The following is a 22,464-nucleotide window of genomic DNA, read 5'->3' as shown; positions in this document are numbered from 1 at the left end:
CAAAATGCAACGTTATTTCATATCCGATAATAATTGGACAAAAGAACAAGTTCACATTGATGGAGAGGATAGACATCACATTGTCAATGTGATGAGAATGACTTCTGGTGATAAAATCATCTGTTGTAATGTCGATGGGTCTTCTTATTTAGTGGAGATTACAGAAATTACTGATGATAAAGTGACTGGTGCTCTTGTCGAAGCATTAGATGAAAAACAAGAAATGCCGGTAAAAGTGACAATTGTCCAAGGACTTCCTAAAGGTGATAAGTTAGAGTTAATTGTCCAAAAAGGAACCGAATTAGGGATGTTTGCTTTTATACCTGTTCAAATGGACCGTTCGATAGTCAAATGGGATTCGAAAAAGGAAAGCAAAAAACTTTCTAGATTACGAAAAATTTCTAAAGAAGCGGCAGAACAATCCCATCGCTCTAAGTTACCTTTGATTCATGAGAAGCACACATTGAAAGAGGTTTTAAGCGAAAATACTTATGATCATTTATTTGTAGCAAGTGAATTAGAAGCAAAAGCACCTTCAGAAGATGGTTCATTTGCAGAAGCACTTAAACAAATTTCTCCTGGCGACAATTTATTGGTTGTAATTGGACCAGAGGGTGGTCTATCCAATGATGAAATTTCGTTTTTGACATCGAATCAGTTTAAATCGATCCGTTTAGGACCTAGAATTCTAAGAACGGAAACAGCTCCACTTTATGTGTTATCCGCTATTTCCTTTTATTTTGAAGAATGGAGGTGAGTGGTGTGACAACAGTTGCATTTCACACCCTTGGCTGTAAGGTAAACCATTATGAAACTGAAGCCATTTGGCAGTTTTTTAAAGAAAGTGACTACGAACGTGTGGAGTTCGACCAACACTCTGACGTTTATGTAATTAATACATGTACAGTGACTAACACTGGGGACAAGAAAAGTCGCCAGGTAATTCGTCGTGCAATTAGAAAAAATCCTGATGCAGTTATATGTGTAACTGGATGTTATGCACAGACTTCACCTGATGAAATTATGAATATCCCAGGTGTTGATATTGTGGTTGGAACACAGGAGCGTCGAAAGATGCTGGAGTACATAGAAGAATATAAAGATGCACGCCAACCGATCAACGGTGTTTCTAATATCATGAAAACTCGTGTGTTCGAAGAAATGGACGTACCACAATTTACTGACCGTACAAGAGCTTCCCTGAAAATCCAGGAAGGTTGTAACAATTTCTGCACGTTTTGTATCATTCCTTGGGCGCGTGGTCTAATGCGCTCCAGACCACCTGAGGATGTAATAAAACAAGCTCAACAATTAGTCGATGCGGGCTATCAGGAAATCGTTTTGACGGGAATTCATACAGGTGGTTATGGTGAAGACTTGAAGGACTACAATCTTGCTGCTCTGTTACGTGAGTTGGATAGAAAGGTTGTAGGTTTGAAACGTATTCGAATTTCCTCTATTGAGGCAAGCCAGATTACTGACGAAGTGATTGATGTTCTCAATGAATCAGATAAAATTGTGCGTCACTTGCATATTCCACTTCAGTCAGGCTCTGATACTGTTCTTAAAAGAATGCGACGCAAATATACGATGGAGTTTTATCATGGCCGTGTAGAAAAAGTGAAAAAAGCTTTACCGGGTCTTGCGATTACATCTGATGTTATCGTTGGTTTTCCAGGCGAAACTGATGAAGAATTTATGGAAACTTATCGATCCATTCAGAAAATCGGTTTTTCAGAACTGCATGTTTTCCCATACTCTCAGCGTACAGGGACCCCTGCAGCCAGAATGAAAGACCAAGTAAGTGATGATGTTAAAAATGATCGGGTTCATCGTTTAATCGAGCTCTCTGACCAACAGGCGAAGGAATATGCCTCAGAATATGAAGGGGAAGTTTTAGAAGTTATCCCTGAAGAAAGATTTAAGAAGGATCCGACTAGTAATTTGTTTGAAGGTTATTCAGATAATTACATGAAAGTTGTATTTGAAGGAACAGAAGACATGATTGGCAAAATTGTCCGAGTGAAAATCACAAAACCAGGTTATCCTTACAATGAAGGAACTTTCGTCCGTGTGATGGATGACTCCAGTCAGAAGGAAGTAATTTAATAAAAATTCAATAGGAGTGGATAACATGAATAAACAACTAGCGTCCATGATTGATCATACCCAGCTAAAACCAGAAACCCAAGCAGAAAAAATCAACCAAATTTGTGAAGAGGCAAAGACTTATAGTTTTGCTTCTGTATGTGTGAACCCTACTTGGGTAAGCCACTGCTATGAACTTCTTAAAGATTCAGAAGTAAAAGTATGTACGGTTATTGGTTTTCCATTAGGTGCTACAACGTCAGAGACCAAATCTTTTGAGACATCCAATGCGATTGAAAATGGAGCAACTGAAATTGATATGGTCATTAATATCGGATCATTGAAAGATGGACGTTATGAAGAGGTAGAAAGTGACATTCAAGCTGTGGTTGATGCTGCAAAAGGAAAAGCACTAGTAAAAGTTATCATCGAAACAGCACTTCTTGAGAATGATGAAAAAATCAAAGCATGTGAACTTGCTAAAAAAGCTGGAGCGGACTTTGTCAAAACATCTACTGGATTTTCAGGTGGTGGTGCAACGGTTGATGACATTCGTTTAATGCGACTGACGGTAGGACCTGAAATGGGTGTTAAAGCTTCAGGTGGGGTCAGAAACCTTGAGGATGCAAATGCAATGATTGATGCAGGAGCTACTCGAATCGGGGCTTCTGCAGGTGTTGATATCGTTTCAGGAAATGAAGGTACCAGTGATTATTAATTTAATGAAATCCTCTACTCGGTGATGAGTGGAGGATTTTTTGATTTATCTTCTCAATAAGCCTAAAGTTCTTGAAATAGGTTTGATGAATATTAAGAAAATCAATCCTGTGAATAAATTGTATAAAAAACTGATATAAACAATTTGTTGATCAGTAGAAGAAGTTATAGATTCACTCCATTGTATGATAAAACCACTAACAATCGCTGGGTAGGCGATGAAAGCACCGATGATATTCATCAAAATATGTGCATAGGCAATAATTCTTGTATGGGAAGGTTGAGTGAGGGTGACAATCCATACGGAAATACAAGTACCTATATTTGCCCCTAACAAAAGGTAATAAATGTGGACTAAAGATAAGCCAGTACCATCATTTATACTCATCAAAATTCCGGTCAGCACGGTGGAAGATTGAACGATACTTGTTATTAGGATCCCTGTGATGATTTGTATGAGGGGTTGTCCAGAAAGAAGAGATTGCTCAACTAATGGATTATCAAGAAAAATGCTAAGCGAACGAAATCCGAGTAATGAACTGTATATGACCCCGAGACCTAATAAAATAGCTCCGACCCAGTGGATAATGTTTCGTTTATTGAATATAAGAATTAAACCTGCAAGAAGGCAAATAAACATAAGAGTTTGATCATTCCATACAAAAAGTTGGGAAGTGATGGTAGTAGCAACATTTGCTCCAATTAAGTAACTGATTATAAAAGGAATTGACAAAGATGTAGATGCAAAGAATATGATAAAAAGAGCTATGGAAGCTGAGCTGCTTTGCAAGAGTAACGTCAGAAAAAATCCTAACCAAAGGCCATTTAAAATGGTTTGATGTTTTTCAATTTCCTTAACTAATGGCTGAGTAATTCCACTACAACCATATCTCAAATAGGCAATCCCTAAAAGAAAAATAGATAAATAAACTGCAAATGATAGAAATAGAGTGTACACCGCATCTCACCTCAATCTATTGTATGGTGTGTAAGTATTTTCATGCTTGAATAGGGATATTGATTATTGACCTGAGGCTCATTGTTTAATATAATATGTTGAGTGCACTAATTTGCACTTATTTACGTGTTTCATTTGGAGGGAGGGTAGAGCATGTCAAATTCAACTCGCGTGAAAAAGAATGAGTCTATTGAGGATGCTCTTCGACGCTTCAGACGCGGCGTTTCAAAGAGTGGAACGTTGTCTGAGTATCGTAAACGTGAATTCTACGATAAGCCTAGTGTTCGTAGAAAGAAAAAATCTGAGGCTGCTAGAAAGCGCAAAAAGTAAGAGGGTGTAACACTGGATGACTTTGCTTGAACGATTAAATGAAGATATGAAACAAGCAATGCGGAATAAGGAGAAAGATAAATTAACCGTCATCCGTATGGTTAAGGCGTCTTTGCAAAACGAAGCGATCAAGAAAAAGGATGGAGAACTTTCTGAAGAAGAAGAGCTCCAAGTTCTTACTCGTGAAGTTAAGCAAAGGAAAGATTCCCTCCAAGAGTTCAGAGAAGCTGATCGTGAGGATCTAGCAGTAAAGACTGAGCAAGAGCTAGTCATTATTGAACAATATTTACCGAAGCAGCTGACTGATGATGAATTAAAACAAGTAATTCAGGAGACAATTGAGGAAGTAGGCGCTAGCTCTAAACAAGATATGGGAAGAGTAATGAGCGCAGTTATGCCGAAAGTTCAAGGAAAAGCTGACGGTTCAAAAGTAAATCAAATTGTCATGAAACAATTAACATAAGGGGTTGCTTGATGAATGCCTGGCATTTCGACAAATCGTTGAAAGCGTACTAACAATAGTTGTGCGTTCGATTTGTCGGTCTGTCAGGTATTTATTTTTATTAACAAGTGTAAATACTAATAGAAATGAAACTTTTTAATCATATTAATCGTAGTAGAAGTAATATCTAGAAATGGGGGGGGTCTTGTGAAAAAGAAATTATATATTTTCTTAATCTTTGCATTATCATTTATATGGATTAATCAGGCGGGTGTTACAGCTGATAACCACGAGTCTTCAACAGATGTTTATGTGATACCGATCGAAAACGAGGTTGAAAGAGGCCTGGTCGCTTTCTTAGAACGAAGTATTCAGGAAGCTGAGGAAGCTTATGCCGATTACATTGTTTTTGAAATAAACTCTCCTGGGGGTAGAGTGGATTCTGCTGAAGAGATTGCTACTTTAATTTCCAGCGTGGAAATCCCGAATGCTGCTTATATCATCAATCAAGCGCTTTCTGCTGGCTCATACATAGCATTGAATGCACAGGAAATTTACTTCAGGCCGGGTGCGACAATGGGAGCTTCGGGAGTCATTGTAGGGGACGGAACTGCTGCAGATGAAAAAGCACAGTCTGCTTGGATAGCAGCGATGACTGCAGCTGCTGAGCAAAATGACCGTGACCCATTATACGCAGAGGCGATGGCAAATCCAGACCTTGATTTATCAGAATATCGTGCAGGGGAAGGGGATTATCTGACCTTGCGTGCTGATGAGGCTTTGGAAGTAGGTTATTCTGAAGGTACAGCCGAAAATCGTGCAGAACTCTTCGAAATGCTTGATATTAAGAATCCACAGGTCGTAGAAACAGAACTGACATTTTCTGAGCACATCGCACGTTTTGTAACTAGTCCGGTTGTAATTCCTATTTTACTTTCTGTAGCGAGCTTGGGGTTGATTGTAGAATTATATTCTCCTGGATTCGGAATACCAGGGATAATGGGCCTATCTGCATTGTTGTTGTTCTTTTATGGACATTTAATTGCAGGATTTGCTGGATATGAAAGCATCATATTATTCATCTTAGGAATCGTGTTAATTGTTCTAGAGATATTTGTCCCAAGTGGCATTCTAGGAGTCATTGGAGGAGGAGCCATATTGGGAGCAATGCTTGTAGCTGGAGCTGATTTAGGCTATATGGCATTTAGTATAGGAATTGCATTATTGATTGCGTTGGTAGGAATATTTATTTTATTTAGAAAATTGGACTTTAATAAAGGAATTTTTGGTAAGATTGTATTAACTGATCAAACCACGACTGATTTAGGTTATGTTTCAAACTCTAATCGGATGGAACTTATTGGTAAAGAAGGAGAGGCACTGACTTATTTAAGACCAGCCGGAACAGCTGTCATTGATGATGAGAGGTTGGATGTCGTGTCTGAAGGTGGCTTTATCGCCGCCGGTACAAAGATCAAGGTTGTAAAAGTGGAAGGTTCTCGGATTGTGGTTCGAGAAGTTCACGATAAATAAAAAAGATATTAGGAGGAATATGTAAATGAACTATGCGGATTTATTTCCATTATTGCTAGTTGCAGTACTGATTATTGCTATTGCAATTTTATTCACGTTTGTTCCAGTAATGCTCTGGATAAGCGCCCTTGCTGCAGGTGTTAAAATCAGTATCTTCACTCTGATTGGAATGCGTTTACGTCGGGTTGTACCAAAAATGGTGATCAACCCTTTGATCAAGGCACATAAAGCGGGTGTAGATGTAAATACCAATCAATTGGAGAGTCACTACTTAGCAGGCGGTAACGTTGACCGAGTTGTAAATGCTTTGATTGCTGCTCAACGTGCCAATATTGAATTGAGCTTCGAGCGTGCTGCAGCTATTGATTTAGCTGGACGTGACGTATTAGAAGCCGTTCAAATGAGTGTTAACCCTAAAGTTATCGAAACTCCATTCATCGCTGGTGTTGCAATGGATGGTATCGAAGTTAAAGCGAAAGCTAGAATCACTGTGCGCGCGAATATCGATCGTCTTGTTGGTGGTGCTGGTGAGGATACGGTTATTGCTCGTGTTGGTGAAGGAATCGTAAGTACGATTGGTTCATCTGAAAGTCACAGCAAAGTATTAGAGAATCCTGACCTTATATCTAAGAATGTTCTTTCTAAAGGCTTGGATTCAGGTACAGCATTTGAAATCTTGTCTATCGATATTGCTGATATTGATATCGGTAAAAACATCGGCGCAATTTTACAGACTGACCAAGCAGAAGCAGATAAGAATATCGCTCAAGCGAAAGCTGAAGAGCGTCGTGCAATGGCAGTAGCACAAGAGCAAGAAAACGTTGCAAAAGTACAAGAAATGCAAGCTAAAGTTGTTGAAGCAGAAGCACTTGTACCTCAAGCACTTGCTGAAGCACTTCGCAATGGTAATATGGGTGTCATGGATTACGTCAACTACAAGAACGTATTAGCAGACACTGACATGAGAGATATGATTGGTAAACTTAGCAAGAAAGAGAATGACGATTACGATGATAATAAGTAACCTTCTCTAAATTAGAAAGAGAGGTGTTGACAAATGGGTGAGTTCATAGAAGCCATAGCAGGGAATATATTTGTTCTTCTTGCACTCGTGGCTGGTTTGGTTGGTTTTTTTCAAAAGGAAAAGCGTGAAGACGAAAGTGAACAGCGACGTCCTAATAGACCAACTCCTAGACCCAATCGTGAACAGAGGCCAAGCCGTGAGCAAGTAACCGAAGCAAGAGAAACTCTTCAAGAAAAGGTCTCATCTAGTGAGCGTTTTTCTACAGAGGCTTCGAACAAATGGTATGAAGCTATGGAGGATTCCAAAGCTGAAAGAGAAGAAAGCTTATCCGATATGGGTGAAGCCATCGGGAAATATGATGGTATTCAAAACACGATCAAAAGGAATTCGCTAGTTGACAAAGATCGGACTTATGGTCCCAACGTGTCGATTAAAAAGAATTTAAACAAGAAAAGAATCATTGAAGGCTTTATAATGAGCGAAGTTTTAGCTGAACCAAAAGCTAAAAGAAGAAAAAATATATAAAGAAATGAGCAAGGTGTGAATATCACGCCTTGCTTTTTTTTGTGCTAGTTTCCCCTTTCAAATCATAAGATTATGTTGATAGGGGGCGTATAAATGAAGCGCTTGAGAAAAGGAGTTCAGCGTCTTTTGACTGATCGGTTGAATATGCCGAAAGATATTATTTACGATTACCCGAGGTTAACGATGATCGGACATATTCACTTATATATAGAGAACCATCAAGGATTATCTCTTTTTGAATCATATGAAATTAGAGTTAAGCAACATATCGGAACCATTCAAATTCAAGGAAAAAACTTAGTAATAAAAAATTTATTACCATCTGAGATGGTCGTTGAAGGTGAAATTACAAACGTTCAATTATTACTTGAAGGCGAAGGGGGTCGGTTAAGTTGAATGGTTTTCATTGGAATGAGTATGTGAAGGTCCATGTAAAAGGTGGACAGGCATCACAATTGTTTTTAGAGCTGCATCGCTTATCTATACCGATGCATGATATCAAACGAGAAAACGAAACAGAAATCAAATTCTGTACAAGTCTTGATTCTGTAAAAGAGATAAAATCAATCAGGAAGAGGTTTCAATGCAAGGTCTATTTTGAGAGAAAAAATAGTATAAAACGCGCTTATAAAATGAGGGGTAGAATGGCTTCCTATGTCTTAGGAACATTTTTTGCATTGTTTTTATTATTCGCCCTTTCGAATGTTATTTGGAAAGTCGAAATAGTTGGAGGATCACCTGAGTCTAGGTTCGAAGTTTCTCAGTTGATTGATCAGTTGGGCTTGAAGCAAGGTAATTGGGTCCAAGCATCAGAAGATATCAGCACAGTCGAACGTGAAGTTATGAATCAAATTGAGAAAATATCTTATATAGGGATTAACCGTACAGGGACAACCTTCTTAATTAAGATAAAAGAGCAATCAATCAACGAACCTGATCCCGACGAGCATCCAAGTAATCTTATTGCCAGTAAATCAGGGACGATCCACTCCATGTTTATAACCAATGGCCGTCCTTTGGCTAAAGTCAATGACACTGTAAAGAAAGGTGACATATTAGTAACGGGTGAACTATCTGAAGAGGGGGAAGACTTTACGTATTCAGAAGGCGATATACTAGCGGAAGTTTGGTATAATATAGATGTTACAATTGAAAATAAAGCTTTGCTATATTCACTGGAAGATGAAGCAACACAACGCTATTCTTTGAATATAGGTAACCGTGAATTTTTTGCAACCAATAAAGAAGACTTGGTCGAGGTTCACAAAAGAAGCCAGCCACTATTTTTTCTGAATTGGGAACTTCCTTTATCGATTAACAAAACGTTATTTCTGCAAGAACAAAGTTTAGAGCAAACTATTGAAACTGAAGACTATACCAATTATGTAGAAGCTCAGTTGAAAAGAAAGCTCGGTCAATCTGTTGAATTGATTTATCTAAAAGTTTTGCACGAGCAAAGGCACAGTGATAAAGTTGAACTAGAACTATTTGTAAAAGTGATTGAAGATATTTCAGAGGCTCAAATCATAAACCAAGGAGACTGATGTATGCAAGAGGGAAAACAAATCATCGATCTACACTTAGAAGATCATGAAGATACATTGAATTTATTTGGAACAAATGATCGTAATATTAAACAAATTGAAGAATTTCTACCTGTTAAAATCATAACGCGTGGTGGACAATTAAAAATAGAAGGTGAACAAAAAGACGTTGAAACTGTCGAGGCCCTTATCCAACAAGTGTTGAAAATCATTAAAAAGGGGATTACTGTAACTGAACGAGATATCATATATGGTTTGGAATTAGCTCGATTAGATAAACTCGAACAGTTTGAAACTCTTTTTGAAGACGAAATTACAAAAAATCAGCTAGGTAAACCTATTCGTGTAAAAACTTTAGGTCAAAGAGAATACGTAGCTGCCATGAAGGCAAATGATCTAGTATTCGGTATCGGTCCAGCTGGTACAGGAAAAACTTACCTTGCGGTTGTTATGGCAGCAAAGGCGTTACGTAACGGAGATGTCAAACGACTTGTCCTAACGCGTCCTGCGGTAGAAGCAGGAGAGAGCCTAGGCTTCTTACCTGGAGACTTGAAAGAGAAAGTGGATCCATACTTACGTCCATTATATGATGCTCTCCATGATGTTATAGGTACTGAACATACTGCAAGGTTGATGGAACGGGGTACAATCGAAATTGCTCCTTTAGCCTATATGCGAGGCCGTACACTTGACGATGCTTTTGTCATATTGGACGAAGCACAAAATACTACCCCCGAGCAAATGAAAATGTTTTTAACTCGTTTAGGTTTTGGTTCTAAAATGACCATTACTGGAGATATTACTCAAATTGACCTTCCAAAAGGTATGACATCAGGGCTGAAAGCAGTTGAGGATAGACTGAAAGGTGTCAAAGGAATCTCTTTCAACTATTTAACAGGTACAGATGTTGTTCGACACCCATTGGTTCAGAAAATCATTGATGCCTATGAAAAATAGTTATTAAAAAAGTTGGTGCTTTCAATGTATGAGGTGGAAAAGAATATAACTTCATCTGAAGCTAAAGATTATAGCAAAGGAATAAAAAGTTATGGGGTACTTCTGTCAGCTGTTGTTGTACCCCTTATTTTTTTATTGGCGTTAATTGTTGAATATTTTAGAGTCACCATTCCGTTACATGTGTTGTTTCTGGGTTCTTTTTTGGCAGTAGTTGGGATTTTGGTCTTACGGTTAGAACATGATCATATGTCAGGCTGGACAAAACAAATGGCGTTTTCAAGTGCTTTGGTTGGGACAAGTTTATTGATATTTATGGTTCTGATTAATGTTTTCGGGCCATCTGTCAATAGCCTGTTTTATCTCATACCTGTTGCTGCTTATGCAGTTTTGATGAAAGAACTCGTAAATGAAAGGTATGCTTTGGTTGCGTCTGTTTTTATGGCTCTTTTCGGTGCAATTTACATGAATGGAGCTACAAGTGACTTTTTAATGTTTTCAGCATTTATATTCTTTTTAATATCTCAATGGACGGCGGTATATTTATACCAATCAATCAAAGATCGCGCCTCTTTAATAAAGACATCAGCTGTATTAATTACAGTACATTTAGGATTTGTAATTTTACAACAGGTAAATGCTATTAACGATTTATGGTCAATGAACTGGGTGGTTGCAGCTCTGCTTTCAATATCATCCATTTTCATCTCAGCGATTTTGATTTTTGGAGTAATACCTATTATAGAAGCAAGTTTTAATACATTAACTGAAACTAAATTACTCAACTTGTCGAACCCCAATCATCCATTATTACGCAAAATACTTGTGGAAGCTCCGGGCACTTATCACCACAGTGTGATGGTGGCAAACCTGAGTGAATCTGCGAGTATGGCAATCGGTGCTAACGGACTGCTTGCGCGAGTAGCTTCTTATTACCATGATGTAGGTAAATCATTTCGGCCGAAATATTTCATTGAAAACCAACACAACATGAAAAATCCCCATGATGATATGAGTCCCGAGGACAGTGCAGAAATTATATTATCCCATCCAAGCGATGGAGCCAAAATTTTGAGAAATTATGATATACCTAAAGAAATCATTGATATAGCAGAACAACATCACGGAACAACGCTTCTGAAGTTTTTCTATTATAAAGCGAAGGAGACGGACCCTTCTGTAATAGAAAGTTCATTTCGATATACCGGTCCCGTTCCTCAATCAAGGGAAGCTGCTATTATAAATATTTGTGATTCGGTAGAGGCGGCCGTTCGTTCCAAAGAGAACCCTACAAATGAAGAAATACAGAAGATTGTACGCTCCATCATTCATGACCGACTTACTGATGGGCAATTGGACGAGAGCAGTTTAACATTAAAGGATTTGAGGGAAATTGAAATAGATATATGTGACATGTTGAAGGGAATCTTTCACGCACGAATTGAATATCCAGAGGAAGCTACAAGAGAAAAAGTGAAGGAGGCGCATTAATTGATCATTGATTTTAACGATGAAACTGAACGTCTAACGAGCGAGCAATTAGATAAACTACTTGAATTACTTCAGTTTGCTGGAAAAAAGGAAAATGTTTCAGAAGAAGCTGAGCTATCTGTAACATTTGTGACGGATGAAGAGATTCAAGAAATCAACAAAAAATATCGAGACAAAGATAAACCTACAGATGTTATATCTTTTGCGATGCAAGAGATTGGAGAAGAAGAACTTGAAATAACAGGTGAGGATCTACCTGTCCATTTAGGGGATATTATTGTATCACTAGATCGTTGCGTGGCTCAGTCAGAGGAATATAATCATTCTTTTGAACGAGAGTTAGGCTTTTTAGCTGTTCATGGACTTTTACATTTACTTGGGTACGATCATATGTCAGATAGTGATGAACAAAAGATGTTCAGTCGACAAGAAGAAGTATTGAGTGAATATGGGTTGAAACGCGATGAAACGTAACCGTGTCGGTTTTAACTATGCAATAAGAGGTATTTTCACTGCATTACAGACAGAATATAATATGAAAATTCATTTTGTTGTTATGTTCGTTACTCTTTTTGCAGGTTTATACTTTCAACTGTCTGTATTTGAGTGGCTCTTTGTTTTGATCGCGATCGGCTTTGTGCTGGCGTTTGAACTAATGAACACAGCTATTGAGTTAGTAACAAATCAATTGTTTCCTGGCCAGCATGAAGATGCCAAAAGAATAAAAGATATTAGTGCAGCATCTGTATTGATCGCAGCCGTTTTTGCAGCGATCGTAGGAACAATAATATTCGCACCTAAAGTAATCAATTTAATATCTTAATTTGACTTTCTAATTAACAAAAACATTACGCTTGAAGGAGTTAAACATATGACAGAGTCTTACCGTTCAGGATTCATTTCCATCATCGGTCGACCGAATGTAGGTAAGTCTACATTCATGAATCGAGTGATTGGACAAAAGATAGCTATAATGAGTGATAAACCTCAGACTACGAGAAATAAAATTCAAGGTGTATTGACCGAGGAACAATCGCAAATGATCTTTATTGATACACCAGGTATCCATAAACCCAAACACAAATTAGGCGACTTTATGGTCAAGTCCTCAATGAATACACTTAATGAAGTTGACTTGATCTTATTCATGATCAATGCTCAAGAAGGGTATGGAAAAGGTGATGAATTTATCATAGAACGCTTAAAAAGTGTTTCGAATCCAGTCATACTCGTCATAAACAAAATTGATGAGGTACATCCGGATCAATTGCTACCTATGATTGAATTTTATAAAGAACAAATCGATTTTGAAGAAATTGTACCTATATCCGCATTGAATGGAAACAATGTTGATCGCCTTGTAGATGTGATGAGAGGATATTTACCCGAGGGACCGCAATTTTATCCAGAAGATCAGATCACAGACCATCCGGAAAGGTTTATAATAAGTGAATTTATCAGAGAGAGGGTTTTACATCACACACGTGAAGAAATACCCCACTCGATTGCTGTCGTGATTGATTCAATAAAAGGTAGAGATGATTCTGAGATTATTGATGTACAGGCAACAATAATAGTTGAAAGGAAATCTCAAAAAGGGATCATCATTGGTAAGCAAGGTAAGATGCTTAAGCAACTAGGAACCGAAGCGAGACAAGAAATTGAGAGAATGCTTGGTTCAAAAGTGTACCTAGAACTGTGGGTAAAAGTGCAGAAGGATTGGCGTAACCACATGCATCAGTTAAGAGAATACGGATACCGAGATGATGAGTATTAATTACTGAGTTGGTAATTATTTATACACATGAGATATGTTTGTTCAGGTGAAACTATAGATAAGCAGTTGTTTTCATTTAATCAAAACTGAAAGGTGGAACTTTTTATGACAGATTTACCTTGGAAAGTTTTTGTGAAAACAGGTAACATCGAAACTTATTTATTGCTGAAGCAAATGGAAGAGAGTGTTGATGAAGAATTGTTCGCTCAAGATGATGCACCATCGTCTAGTGAGACACAAATGCAAAGTGACTTGACTGGTCAAGTCAAGTAATGGTTTTTGAAAAGAAAGTCGGGGAATGCCAGTATGGAAAAAGTACATGGTATAGTGATCAGAACTCGTGATTATGGAGAGTCAAATAAAATAGTGACTCTTTTCACAAAAGAATACGGCTTAATAAGCGCTGTAGCAAAAGGTGCAAAGAAGGCTAAAAGTCGAATGGCTGCCGTTTCGCAGCCATTTATCTATGGCCTTTTTTTGGTGTATCTTGGTAAAGGCTTAGGAACCATTCAACAAGGTGAAGTTTTAGAAAGTATGAGAGGCGTAAGGGAGGATATTATTCAGACTGCCTACGCATCATTCATGTGTGAACTAGTGACTAAGATAATGGAAGAAAAAGAGCCGAATTTAGCTCTATTCAATGAACTTTATTTAAGCTTAGAAAGAATGGTTGGTGGAGAATCTCCAAGTGCAATCGCTATGATGTTCGAATTGAAGATGTATCACGTCGGAGGTTTCGCACCAATTACGAGTAAATGTGTAAATGGGCATGAAGATATTCCCATAGTTGCATTTTCCGTGAGTGAAGGTGGAGTCATTTGCGAGCAATGTAAACATAGAGCTTTAGACTCGACTAATCTTACCCCGCAGCAATACAATCTGTTAAGACTTATGAATGAAACAAGTATAAAAAGAGTCAGGAACATTTCAATCAATCAAGAAAACCTGGTTTTTTTAAGACAGATTCTTGATGACTACTATGACAATTTCGGAGGCTTACCATTAAAGTCAAAGAAATTTTTGAAACAAATCCATTTATTTGATTCAAATAGTGATGAGTAGTAAAGTCATATCAACTTGTTTCGCTATTTTTTCATCATTAATGACTTTTGGTGGTGAAATGAGATATAATAATTAAGAATTAGTATAACTCATATATATGAAAGTATGCGTAAGGGTGGTGTAATAGATGGATTTAACCCCTCGACAAGAGCAAATTCTCTCTATAGTAAAAGCGGATGGACCAATCACAGGAGAAAATATTGCCGATCGATTGAGTTTAACGAGAGCTACATTGAGACCTGATTTAGCGATTTTAACAATGGCAGGTTTCCTTGATGCTAGACCTAGAGTAGGATATTTTTTCACTGGAAAGACGGGAACTGAACTGGTTTCTGATAAAATAAAAAAACTTAAAGTACGTGAGTATTATTCTGTACCTGTCGTTGTAAATGACCAGGTTTCTGTTTATGATGCAATTTGTTCGATGTTTTTAGAAGATGTGGGTACTCTTTTCGTCGTCGATAAACAATCGTTGTTGATTGGTGTACTTTCTAGAAAAGATTTGTTAAGAGCAAGTATGGGTCAACAAGAGCTACATGAAATACCTGTACATATTATTATGACTAGACTTCCTAAAATCAAATATTGTGAGAAGGATGACTTGTTGATAGATGCTTCCTTAAAATTGATCGAAAACCAAATAGATGCTTTACCTGTTATTGCTAAAAGAGAATCAGGGTTAGAAGTCGTTGGTCGATTGACTAAAACGAATGTCACTAAAGCATTTGTTGAACTTGTAAAAAGTGAAGAAGTCTAGGAGGAGGTTATAACGATGAAACCAAACACATTTTATGTAATATCCGATTCGGTCGGAGAAACCGCTGAGTTACTCGTGAAGGCTGCAATCAGTCAGTTCACTATAGATGATTCGAAAATTCAGCGCATACCTTATGTGAATGATGAACAGACCATGGTTGAAGCATTTGAACAGGCAGAAGCGAATGAAGGGTTGATTGCATTTACCCTAGTCAAACCTGAATTCAGACAAAAGATGTTTGAACTATCAGATCGCTTCAATGTTCCTACAGTAGATGTTTTAGGTCCTTTGCTAGACAAACTAGAAGGACATTTAGAAGAAAAGCCTAAAATGGAGCCTGGGTTGGTACACAAATTAGATGAAGATTATTATAAAAGAGTTGAAGCTATAGAGTTCGCAGTCAAATATGATGATGGAAGAGATGCTAAAGGGATTCTAAAAGCTGATTTAGTCTTGATCGGTGTATCTAGAACCTCAAAAACTCCTTTATCTCAATTCCTGGCACACAAGCGAATAAAGGTAGCAAACGTTCCCATCGTTCCAGAGGTCGAACCACCAGAAGAACTATATCAAGTAGATCCTGGAAAATGTATCGGGTTGAAAATAAACTCCGATAAACTGACTCATATTAGAACTGAGAGGCTTAAGGCACTAGGACTAGATGGTTCAGCTAACTACGCTAAGGCGGACCGGATTCAAGAAGAAATCGATTACTTTAATAGAGTTGTTGATAAAATAGGTTGCAGGACAATCGATGTTTCGAATAAGGCAGTTGAAGAAACCGCGAATGTCATCCGTCATATGATAAAAAAATAGAAGAAAAAAAGAGTTATCATTATATTTAATGGTAGCTCTTATTATTTATACTTAAGTATGTTTAAACTTGATAAAGGATTAAAGTATGTGAAAAACTAGGGCTTTCTCCATTAGGATTTGGCGAGAAGCCAAGTTTTTCTCATAATTTTTCAAACATTTGAACTTTGCAATTTATTGTCGCATTTCAGTACTTCTTAGTTTATAATGGAGTCTTGCGTCAGTTGCAATGAATTGTTACATACTTAGTTTGTATAGCTCAAATAAAGGGTAAAGAATAATGTGTTGTTTTAGTATTCTATCCCCATGTTTGTGAATGATTTTTGACGAAATAACGATTTATTTAATTTTTTTGTCGTTAAATGAAGGGATTTGTATTCATTTATCGAATATCAATTAAACATGGTGATATAAATGGCTTATAACATTCCAGAAGAATTTATCGATCAAGTTATTTCCAATAACGATATCGTCGATGTAATTAGTGACCATATCAAGCTTTCAAAAAAAGGAAGAAATTACTTTGGGTTGTGCCCATTTCATGGTGAAAACACACCATCCTTTTCAGTCGCACCAGATAAACAAATTTTTCATTGTTTTGGTTGCGGTAAAGGTGGAAATGTAATCAAATTTGTCATGGAGATGGAATCACTTTCATTCGTTGAAGCAATCAAACACTTAGCGAATAAAAGTGGAGAAGCCTTACCTGAAGAATGGCAAAAACAAGAATCTCAAAGCAATTATTCTTCTGAACAACAGAATATTATCCAAGCATATGAATGGTCCACTAAACTGTTTCATCATGTTCTGCGTCATACTTCTGACGGCAAGGATGGTCTTAATTATTTGAAAAATCGTGGTTTCGAGTTGGAAACGATCGAACATTTTCAATTAGGCTATTCACCTCAAAAAGATCAGTTCCTATCATCCTTTTTAAAAGGAAAAGGTTTTGAACTGGATTCCTTGACTGAATATGGTTTATTGACTAAAAGAGATGGGAATAGCTATCATGATCGATTTATCGGAAGGATTATATTTCCGATAAAAAATCATCAAGGCAAAGTTGTAGCCTTCGGGGGCAGATCAACACAACCAGAAATGGAACCAAAATATTTAAACAGTCCTGAATCACAGCTTTTCCAAAAAGGACAGATCTTATACAATTTCCACGATGCACGTAAGCACGTTCAAAAGAACAACCGTGAAATCGTTTTGTTTGAAGGTAATCTGGATGTGATTAAAGCTTACCAAGCAGGAGTCAAAAACGCTGTGGCAACATTAGGTACAAGCTTTTCTGAGTATCAAGCAGCAATTTTGAATCGCTATGCTGATCACGTGATTATTTGTTTTGATGGGGATAAAGCTGGAAAGAATGCTAGCTATAAAACAGCAAAAATTTTAAAAAAAGCAGGGTTACAGGTTCGAATAGCGAATATACCAAATGAGATGGATCCTGATGATTATATTGATGCGTATGGAGCTGAAAAGTTCAAGAAACAAATCATCCAAGCTGCAGAAAGTTTTGTTTCCTTCTATTTGAATCACCTTAAGAAGCAGTATAACCTCTCACTAGACCATGAGAGGGTAACATATATTGAGAAAGCTCTTGATATCATTGCCCAAGTTGAAAATTCAGTAGAGCGTGATTTCTATTTGAAGGAGCTTGAGGATTCTTTCGATTTATACCGAGATACCTTAGAAAAGGAAATCGAAAAAAGACGAAGAATAAAGGAGCAAACGAAAGATAAAGATAAGACTGTCAATAATAATAATGCTACAAAGCACGAATGGAACAAAAATCATAAAATTTTATCCGCATATCAAAATGCTGAACGCTATTTGATTGCTCATATGTTACGTGACCCTTATATAACAGAAAGAGTACAGGATAGACTTGGTTCTTCATTCAATATTCAAGAGCATCAGGTATTAGTAACTTACTTATATGCATATTATGAGGAAGGTAACGCGGCTGACACGAGTAAATTCATCGACCGTTTACCTGATGAAAATTTACAGAACTTAGTATCCAAGTTGGCATTACTACCATTAAATGAAGCGTTGACAGATCACGAATTAGAAGATTACTTTTTCGCAATCACTCGCGAAAGTGAAATAGATCATGAGGTAAGAGAGCTTGAAAAAATGCTCAAACAAGCTGAAAAAGAAAATGATCCAAAATCTGCAGCACGTATAGGCATGAAGATCATTGAGTTAAAGAAAAAAAGTAAACAATCCAAACAATAGTAAGCTGTTTGGAAGGAGGGGTTTTCATGGCTGATAAGCCGATTGAATCAAAAGAAGTAGATCAAGATTTAACTGTTGAACAAGCGAAAGAACAGTTGATGGAGATAGGTAAAAAAAGAGGCGTCCTTGTTTATGAAGAGATTGCTGATAAATTAGGGCACTTTGAGCTTGATTCCGATCAGATGGATGAATTTTATGAAGCTTTAGCGGAACAAAGTGTAGATGTGATCGGAGAAAATGACGAAGATCCAAGCATGCAAAAAATCGCTAAAGAAGAAGAGTTTAACCTTAATGATTTAAGTGTACCACCGGGTGTTAAAATCAATGATCCAGTTCGCATGTATTTGAAGGAGATAGGTCGTGTTGACTTATTGACAGCAAATGATGAAATTGATCTAGCTCATCGAATTGAACAAGGTGATGATGAAGCTAAGAGAAGATTAGCTGAAGCTAACTTGCGTTTAGTTGTTAGTATTGCAAAGCGTTATGTAGGTCGCGGTATGTTGTTCTTAGACTTAATTCAAGAAGGTAATATGGGTCTTATCAAAGCAGTCGAGAAATTTGATTACCGCAAAGGATTTAAATTCAGTACCTATGCAACTTGGTGGATCCGCCAAGCAATTACTCGTGCTATAGCAGACCAGGCAAGAACAATCCGTATCCCAGTTCATATGGTGGAAACGATTAACAAACTTATCCGTGTCCAAAGACAACTTCTTCAGGACTTAGGCCGTGAACCAACACCAGAAGAAATTGGTGAGGAAATGGACCTTACTCCTGAGAAGGTTCGTGAGATCTTAAAGATTGCTCAAGAGCCTGTTTCGTTAGAAACTCCAATAGGTGAAGAAGATGATTCACACTTGGGAGATTTCATTGAAGACCAAGAAGCAACTTCACCATCTGATCATGCTGCTTATGAATTGCTTAAAGAGCAGTTAGAAGATGTGTTGGATACTCTTACAGACCGAGAGGAAAATGTTCTTCGTTTAAGATTCGGTCTTGATGATGGTCGTACGAGAACGTTAGAAGAAGTCGGTAAAGTGTTCGGAGTAACACGCGAAAGAATTCGACAAATCGAAGCGAAAGCTCTTAGAAAATTGAGACATCCTAGTAGAAGTAAGCGCTTGAAAGATTTTCTTGAGTAATTAGCCTTTCTTCTTCAGGGGGTTATCATGGAAAATGAAAAAAACCAAATAATTATCAAAGAAATCAATCACTGGAAAGAATCGAAACTCTTACCTCCAGAATACTGTGATTTCTTACTTGCATTATACACGTATGGGGATCAACCTGAGGATAATAATCAGGTCGGCAAAAGTCGTTGGGGAAGAATCTTATTTATATTAGATATGATCCTATTACTACTTTTGCTCCCTATTACTTTTTTTGTTGTTTTATCCATGGAAGCCAATTTAATCGTTGAAGCATCGATATTTATTGCATCCCTTCTCTTGGTTGCTGTACATCTATATTTTTATAGAAAAAATAATACAGTTTATGTCCATTTGCCAATTATATTATTTTTTTTAATTTTTCTAATTGCAAACATTTCAATAGTACAGCAATTATTTGATCAAGGTTGGCTGCTGAATTTAACGATAGTATTTCATTGTGTCATTTGGGTAATAGTAGGATATATATCAAAGTTGTACTATTTGATAGCATCTGGAATCATTGGATCTCTAATGATAATAGGAATGATTGTTATATAAATAGTCACAATTTAACCCTTTCCCATGCTCTATTTTTGAAGTAAAATAGACATAGTTTATATTTAGAGATTATAATTACATATGTTGCAACTCAAGGAGGTCAATTTTAGATGAAGAAGAACGCAGTTATACCTTTTGCACTAATAGCTTTATTAGGGATTGTAGCGATGGTAGTGATGTCTGGTGTCGGACTTTCTCAAATGGATCAAGCTGAAGGTAATGAAAGCGAAGATACTGAAGAATCAATGGAGCCTGAAGATATTTACCAAGCAAACTGCATGCAGTGTCATGGTGAAAATCTAGAAGGTGGAACAGGACCAAATCTTCAAGATGTAGGCGATCGCTATTCACTTGAAAAGGTTCAAGATATTATCGCAAATGGTGTTGAAGGAAGTAACATCATGACTGGAGACTATGCTACAAATGAAGAAGCTGAAATTTTAGCTGCATGGTTAGTTGAAGGTGAAAGCGGCGGCGAAGGCGAAGAATCAGAAGAATAATTTAAAGCCCAGAAAGATGGTTTGTAAGTAACTTACAACTTCATCATTTCTGGGCTTTTATATAGGGAGATAACTATGGTTGAATTATCGAAAAGATTACAGAACGTTGCAGAATTTATTCCAGTAACCACAAGAAAATTTGCAGATATTGGTTCTGATCATGCTTATTTGCCATGTTACATCTGCGAAAACAATAAAAATACCCGTGCAATAGCAGGGGAAGTGAATCAAGGACCTCATGATGCAGCTTTGCGTCAAGTGCAGTCAGCAGGATTACAAGACAGGATCGAAGTACGATTAGGAGATGGACTTGGAGTTATAAGTCCTAATGAAGTTGATTGTGTCACTATTGCGGGTATGGGTGGTACGTTGATTTCTAATATCTTGACCGAGCAGGTCGAAAATCTTTCTGGAGTTGATCGTTTAGTCCTTCAACCAAATATAGACGCTTCTTCTATCAGAATGTTTGCAAAAAATTTTCAATGGCAAATTGTAAATGAAAAAATATTCGAAGATGATGGATATATTTATGAGATCCTCGTGCTGGAGCCTCAGGAATCTTTAGAAAAGAATTTGACGGAGAAAGAAATGTACTTAGGACCGATATTGATGAGAGAGAAAAATGAAGCATTCTATAAAAAATGGGAGAAAGTATTGGACAAGAAAATCAATATTATTGAACAAATGAAAAATGCTAAGCAAATCGATGAAGAAAAGGTAGCATATTTTTCCAAACAAACCGAATGGATCAAGGAGGAAATTCACAATGAGTAATCTGAAAAATCAAGATGTAATTGGGATCTTGAATCGATTGGCGCCTAAATCTTATGCATTTGAAGGAGATAAAATAGGATTACACGTAGGGAGTTTATCTGAACCAGTTGATAAAGTCATGGTAACATTGGATGTCTTGGAAAGTGTTGTAGATGAAGCTATTGAACAAGATATTGACCTGATCATCGCTCATCATCCACTTATTTTTAAACCACTGAAATCTATAGATTTATCAACCGAAAAGGGTCGTATTATTAAAAAGCTTATTAACCATAATATTTCTGTCTATGTTGCTCACACTAATTTAGATATAACATCTGGTGGGGTCAACGATATGCTAATGAAGCAGCTGAACATAGAGACGAGTGACCCGTTGGTTTATACAGATTCAGAAGAAATTTATAAGTTTGCAGTCTATGTTCCGACTACTCATGAGGAGTTTGTCAGAAATGCAATTTCAGAAGCAGGTGCTGGGCATATCGGAAATTATAGTCATTGCACTTTCAACTCAGAAGGCGTCGGTACATTCATGCCACTAGAAGGGACAGACCCACATATTGGCTCGACTAATAAGCTTGAAAAGGTAGAAGAAAAGCGGATGGAGACAATCGTTCCAAAGCATTTACTTGATAAAGTGGTCCGCGCGGCTGAAAAGGCACATCCTTATGAAGAAATGGCATATGACCTTTTCAAATTAGAAATAGAAGGTGAGAAACGTGGATTAGGTAGGAAAGGTAAACTTTCCAAGCCTATGCCTTTAGACGAATTCGCAAACTATGTGAAGAAAGCGTTCAATGTTCCAAATGTAAGAATGGTAGGTGCCCCTGAGAAGACTGTACACAGTGTTGGGGTAATCGGTGGTGACGGTAATAAGTTCATTCAACAGGTCAAAAATAGAGGAGTCGATGTATTGATAACGGGTGATGTTTATTATCACACAGCGCATGATGCACTGGGAATAGACCTAGCAATGATCGACCCCGGCCACCATATAGAACATGTGATGAAGAATGAGTTAGCTGCTTACTTGAAGAAACAAGTTGAGGAGAGAAATATGAAGGTTTCAGTTACTGCCTCTGAAATCGTTACTGAACCATTTCACTTTATTTAATTAATAGCTGATGTTTTAATTAAATATTAAAGATTTTCAATTCTGAATTGTTTTATTTTTAATTGCTCGGTTGACACCTATGCGAGCCGTTGATAATCTTTTAAT

Annotated in this window: 26 protein-coding genes; 25 read left to right on the top strand and 1 reads right to left on the bottom strand. The window is 37.3% G+C overall.

Going from position 1 to position 22,464, the window contains the following annotated elements; genetic code table 11:
• Positions 1-4: 4 nt before the first annotated feature.
• From CEY16_RS04615 to deoC, 3 genes are read left to right on the top strand one after another with little or no spacing between them, the layout of a single operon-like run.
• Positions 5-757, top strand: coding sequence for a 16S rRNA (uracil(1498)-N(3))-methyltransferase (locus CEY16_RS04615; protein ID WP_101330782.1), 753 nt, complete (start codon positions 5-7; stop codon positions 755-757).
• Positions 758-762: 5 nt separating this feature from the next.
• The gene (gene mtaB / locus CEY16_RS04610; protein WP_101330781.1) at positions 763-2,109 is read left to right on the top strand and encodes a tRNA (N(6)-L-threonylcarbamoyladenosine(37)-C(2))-methylthiotransferase MtaB; all 1,347 of its coding nucleotides are present in this window, start codon (positions 763-765) and stop codon (positions 2,107-2,109) included.
• Between the two features lie 25 nt (positions 2,110-2,134).
• A complete protein-coding gene (gene deoC / locus CEY16_RS04605; protein ID WP_101330780.1) occupies positions 2,135-2,806 on the top strand; it encodes a deoxyribose-phosphate aldolase in 672 nt (223 codons plus the stop codon).
• A gap of 45 nt (positions 2,807-2,851) precedes the next feature.
• On the opposite strand, the gene CEY16_RS04600 is transcribed toward deoC, so the two are convergent.
• On the bottom strand, positions 2,852-3,763 hold the full coding sequence (locus tag CEY16_RS04600) for a Na/Pi symporter (RefSeq protein ID WP_101330779.1): 912 nt from the start codon (positions 3,761-3,763) through the stop codon (positions 2,852-2,854).
• 153 nt (positions 3,764-3,916) lie between these two features.
• On the opposite strand from CEY16_RS04600, the gene rpsU reads away from it, so the two are divergent.
• From rpsU to CEY16_RS04490, 22 genes are all read left to right on the top strand, one after another.
• A complete protein-coding gene (gene rpsU, locus CEY16_RS04595; RefSeq protein WP_101330778.1) occupies positions 3,917-4,093 on the top strand; it encodes a 30S ribosomal protein S21 in 177 nt (58 codons plus the stop codon).
• Between the two features lie 16 nt (positions 4,094-4,109).
• Positions 4,110-4,556: a GatB/YqeY domain-containing protein gene (locus CEY16_RS04590; RefSeq protein ID WP_101330777.1), complete on the top strand. Its 447-nt coding sequence runs from the start codon at positions 4,110-4,112 to the stop codon at positions 4,554-4,556.
• Between the two features lie 186 nt (positions 4,557-4,742).
• Entirely contained in the window at positions 4,743-6,068 is a 1,326-nt protein-coding gene (locus tag CEY16_RS04585) for an NfeD family protein (protein ID WP_101330776.1), read from the top strand.
• A 25-nt stretch (positions 6,069-6,093) separates the two neighbouring features.
• On the top strand, positions 6,094-7,092 hold the full coding sequence (gene floA / locus CEY16_RS04580) for a flotillin-like protein FloA (protein ID WP_101330775.1): 999 nt from the start codon (positions 6,094-6,096) through the stop codon (positions 7,090-7,092).
• A gap of 33 nt (positions 7,093-7,125) precedes the next feature.
• Positions 7,126-7,617, top strand: a complete 492-nt coding sequence (locus CEY16_RS04575) for a hypothetical protein (RefSeq protein WP_101330774.1) — start codon at positions 7,126-7,128, stop codon at positions 7,615-7,617.
• 93 nt (positions 7,618-7,710) lie between these two features.
• Positions 7,711-8,013, top strand: a complete 303-nt coding sequence (gene yqfC / locus CEY16_RS04570; RefSeq protein ID WP_101330773.1) for a sporulation protein YqfC — start codon at positions 7,711-7,713, stop codon at positions 8,011-8,013.
• Entirely contained in the window at positions 8,010-9,161 is a 1,152-nt protein-coding gene (locus CEY16_RS04565) for a sporulation protein YqfD (RefSeq protein WP_101330772.1), read from the top strand. Before yqfC ends, CEY16_RS04565 begins: the two co-directional genes overlap by 4 nt.
• A gap of 3 nt (positions 9,162-9,164) precedes the next feature.
• A complete protein-coding gene (locus tag CEY16_RS04560; RefSeq protein WP_101330771.1) occupies positions 9,165-10,118 on the top strand; it encodes a PhoH family protein in 954 nt (317 codons plus the stop codon).
• 24 nt (positions 10,119-10,142) lie between these two features.
• A complete protein-coding gene (locus tag CEY16_RS04555; protein ID WP_101330770.1) occupies positions 10,143-11,606 on the top strand; it encodes an HD family phosphohydrolase in 1,464 nt (487 codons plus the stop codon).
• Positions 11,607-12,080, top strand: coding sequence for an rRNA maturation RNase YbeY (ybeY, locus tag CEY16_RS04550; RefSeq protein WP_101330769.1), 474 nt, complete (start codon positions 11,607-11,609; stop codon positions 12,078-12,080). It abuts the gene before it with no gap.
• The gene (locus CEY16_RS04545; protein ID WP_101330768.1) at positions 12,070-12,429 is read left to right on the top strand and encodes a diacylglycerol kinase family protein; all 360 of its coding nucleotides are present in this window, start codon (positions 12,070-12,072) and stop codon (positions 12,427-12,429) included. Before ybeY ends, CEY16_RS04545 begins: the two co-directional genes overlap by 11 nt.
• A 48-nt stretch (positions 12,430-12,477) precedes the next feature.
• Positions 12,478-13,383: a GTPase Era gene (gene era, locus CEY16_RS04540; protein WP_101330767.1), complete on the top strand. Its 906-nt coding sequence runs from the start codon at positions 12,478-12,480 to the stop codon at positions 13,381-13,383.
• A 105-nt stretch (positions 13,384-13,488) separates the two neighbouring features.
• On the top strand, positions 13,489-13,656 hold the full coding sequence (locus CEY16_RS04535; RefSeq protein ID WP_101330766.1) for a YqzL family protein: 168 nt from the start codon (positions 13,489-13,491) through the stop codon (positions 13,654-13,656).
• 33 nt (positions 13,657-13,689) lie between these two features.
• Complete coding sequence (gene recO / locus CEY16_RS04530; RefSeq protein ID WP_101330765.1) at positions 13,690-14,445, top strand: DNA repair protein RecO; 756 nt, start codon at positions 13,690-13,692, stop codon at positions 14,443-14,445.
• A 127-nt stretch (positions 14,446-14,572) separates the two neighbouring features.
• Positions 14,573-15,202 carry a transcriptional regulator CcpN gene (gene ccpN, locus CEY16_RS04525; RefSeq protein WP_101330764.1) on the top strand — a complete coding sequence of 210 codons (630 nt, stop codon included), beginning with the start codon at positions 14,573-14,575 and terminating at the stop codon, positions 15,200-15,202.
• Between the two features lie 15 nt (positions 15,203-15,217).
• Positions 15,218-16,018, top strand: coding sequence for a pyruvate, water dikinase regulatory protein (locus tag CEY16_RS04520; RefSeq protein WP_101330763.1), 801 nt, complete (start codon positions 15,218-15,220; stop codon positions 16,016-16,018).
• A 411-nt stretch (positions 16,019-16,429) separates the two neighbouring features.
• Complete coding sequence (gene dnaG / locus CEY16_RS04515; protein ID WP_101330762.1) at positions 16,430-18,262, top strand: DNA primase; 1,833 nt, start codon at positions 16,430-16,432, stop codon at positions 18,260-18,262.
• Positions 18,263-18,288: 26 nt separating this feature from the next.
• Positions 18,289-19,407 (top strand): RNA polymerase sigma factor RpoD, encoded by a 1,119-nt coding sequence (gene rpoD / locus CEY16_RS04510; protein ID WP_101330761.1) that lies wholly within the window; start codon positions 18,289-18,291, stop codon positions 19,405-19,407.
• A gap of 27 nt (positions 19,408-19,434) precedes the next feature.
• Positions 19,435-19,974, top strand: a complete 540-nt coding sequence (locus tag CEY16_RS04505; RefSeq protein WP_101330760.1) for a hypothetical protein — start codon at positions 19,435-19,437, stop codon at positions 19,972-19,974.
• A 110-nt stretch (positions 19,975-20,084) separates the two neighbouring features.
• Positions 20,085-20,474 (top strand): cytochrome c550, encoded by a 390-nt coding sequence (gene cccA, locus CEY16_RS04500; RefSeq protein ID WP_101330759.1) that lies wholly within the window; start codon positions 20,085-20,087, stop codon positions 20,472-20,474.
• A gap of 75 nt (positions 20,475-20,549) precedes the next feature.
• Positions 20,550-21,248 carry a tRNA (adenine(22)-N(1))-methyltransferase gene (locus tag CEY16_RS04495; protein WP_101330758.1) on the top strand — a complete coding sequence of 233 codons (699 nt, stop codon included), beginning with the start codon at positions 20,550-20,552 and terminating at the stop codon, positions 21,246-21,248.
• The gene (locus CEY16_RS04490; protein ID WP_101330757.1) at positions 21,241-22,359 is read left to right on the top strand and encodes a Nif3-like dinuclear metal center hexameric protein; all 1,119 of its coding nucleotides are present in this window, start codon (positions 21,241-21,243) and stop codon (positions 22,357-22,359) included. The genes CEY16_RS04495 and CEY16_RS04490 overlap by 8 nt, the downstream gene beginning before the upstream one ends.
• Positions 22,360-22,464: the final 105 nt, after the last annotated feature.

The organism is Halalkalibacillus sediminis (assembly GCF_002844535.1).
Lineage (GTDB): Bacteria > Bacillota > Bacilli > Bacillales > Alkalibacillaceae > Halalkalibacillus_A > Halalkalibacillus_A sediminis.
This window is presented reverse-complemented; position numbering and strand designations above follow the sequence as displayed.

Bases quoted from the DNA above. Each gene is read 5' to 3' on its own strand.
- CEY16_RS04615 (WP_101330782.1), top strand. From the start codon at position 5: ATGCAACGTTATTTCATATCCGATAATAATTGGACAAAAGAACAAGTT.
- deoC (WP_101330780.1), top strand. From the start codon at position 2,135: ATGAATAAACAACTAGCGTCCATGATTGATCATACCCAGCTAAAACCA.
- rpsU (WP_101330778.1), top strand. From the start codon at position 3,917: ATGTCAAATTCAACTCGCGTGAAAAAGAATGAGTCTATTGAGGATGCT.
- CEY16_RS04590 (WP_101330777.1), top strand. From the start codon at position 4,110: ATGACTTTGCTTGAACGATTAAATGAAGATATGAAACAAGCAATGCGG.
- floA (WP_101330775.1), top strand. From the start codon at position 6,094: ATGAACTATGCGGATTTATTTCCATTATTGCTAGTTGCAGTACTGATT.
- CEY16_RS04575 (WP_101330774.1), top strand. From the start codon at position 7,126: ATGGGTGAGTTCATAGAAGCCATAGCAGGGAATATATTTGTTCTTCTT.
- yqfC (WP_101330773.1), top strand. From the start codon at position 7,711: ATGAAGCGCTTGAGAAAAGGAGTTCAGCGTCTTTTGACTGATCGGTTG.
- CEY16_RS04560 (WP_101330771.1), top strand. From the start codon at position 9,165: ATGCAAGAGGGAAAACAAATCATCGATCTACACTTAGAAGATCATGAA.
- CEY16_RS04555 (WP_101330770.1), top strand. From the start codon at position 10,143: ATGTATGAGGTGGAAAAGAATATAACTTCATCTGAAGCTAAAGATTAT.
- CEY16_RS04545 (WP_101330768.1), top strand. From the start codon at position 12,070: ATGAAACGTAACCGTGTCGGTTTTAACTATGCAATAAGAGGTATTTTC.
- era (WP_101330767.1), top strand. From the start codon at position 12,478: ATGACAGAGTCTTACCGTTCAGGATTCATTTCCATCATCGGTCGACCG.
- CEY16_RS04535 (WP_101330766.1), top strand. From the start codon at position 13,489: ATGACAGATTTACCTTGGAAAGTTTTTGTGAAAACAGGTAACATCGAA.
- recO (WP_101330765.1), top strand. From the start codon at position 13,690: ATGGAAAAAGTACATGGTATAGTGATCAGAACTCGTGATTATGGAGAG.
- ccpN (WP_101330764.1), top strand. From the start codon at position 14,573: ATGGATTTAACCCCTCGACAAGAGCAAATTCTCTCTATAGTAAAAGCG.
- CEY16_RS04520 (WP_101330763.1), top strand. From the start codon at position 15,218: ATGAAACCAAACACATTTTATGTAATATCCGATTCGGTCGGAGAAACC.
- dnaG (WP_101330762.1), top strand. From the start codon at position 16,430: ATGGCTTATAACATTCCAGAAGAATTTATCGATCAAGTTATTTCCAAT.
- rpoD (WP_101330761.1), top strand. From the start codon at position 18,289: ATGGCTGATAAGCCGATTGAATCAAAAGAAGTAGATCAAGATTTAACT.
- CEY16_RS04505 (WP_101330760.1), top strand. From the start codon at position 19,435: ATGGAAAATGAAAAAAACCAAATAATTATCAAAGAAATCAATCACTGG.
- cccA (WP_101330759.1), top strand. From the start codon at position 20,085: ATGAAGAAGAACGCAGTTATACCTTTTGCACTAATAGCTTTATTAGGG.
- CEY16_RS04495 (WP_101330758.1), top strand. From the start codon at position 20,550: ATGGTTGAATTATCGAAAAGATTACAGAACGTTGCAGAATTTATTCCA.
- CEY16_RS04490 (WP_101330757.1), top strand. From the start codon at position 21,241: ATGAGTAATCTGAAAAATCAAGATGTAATTGGGATCTTGAATCGATTG.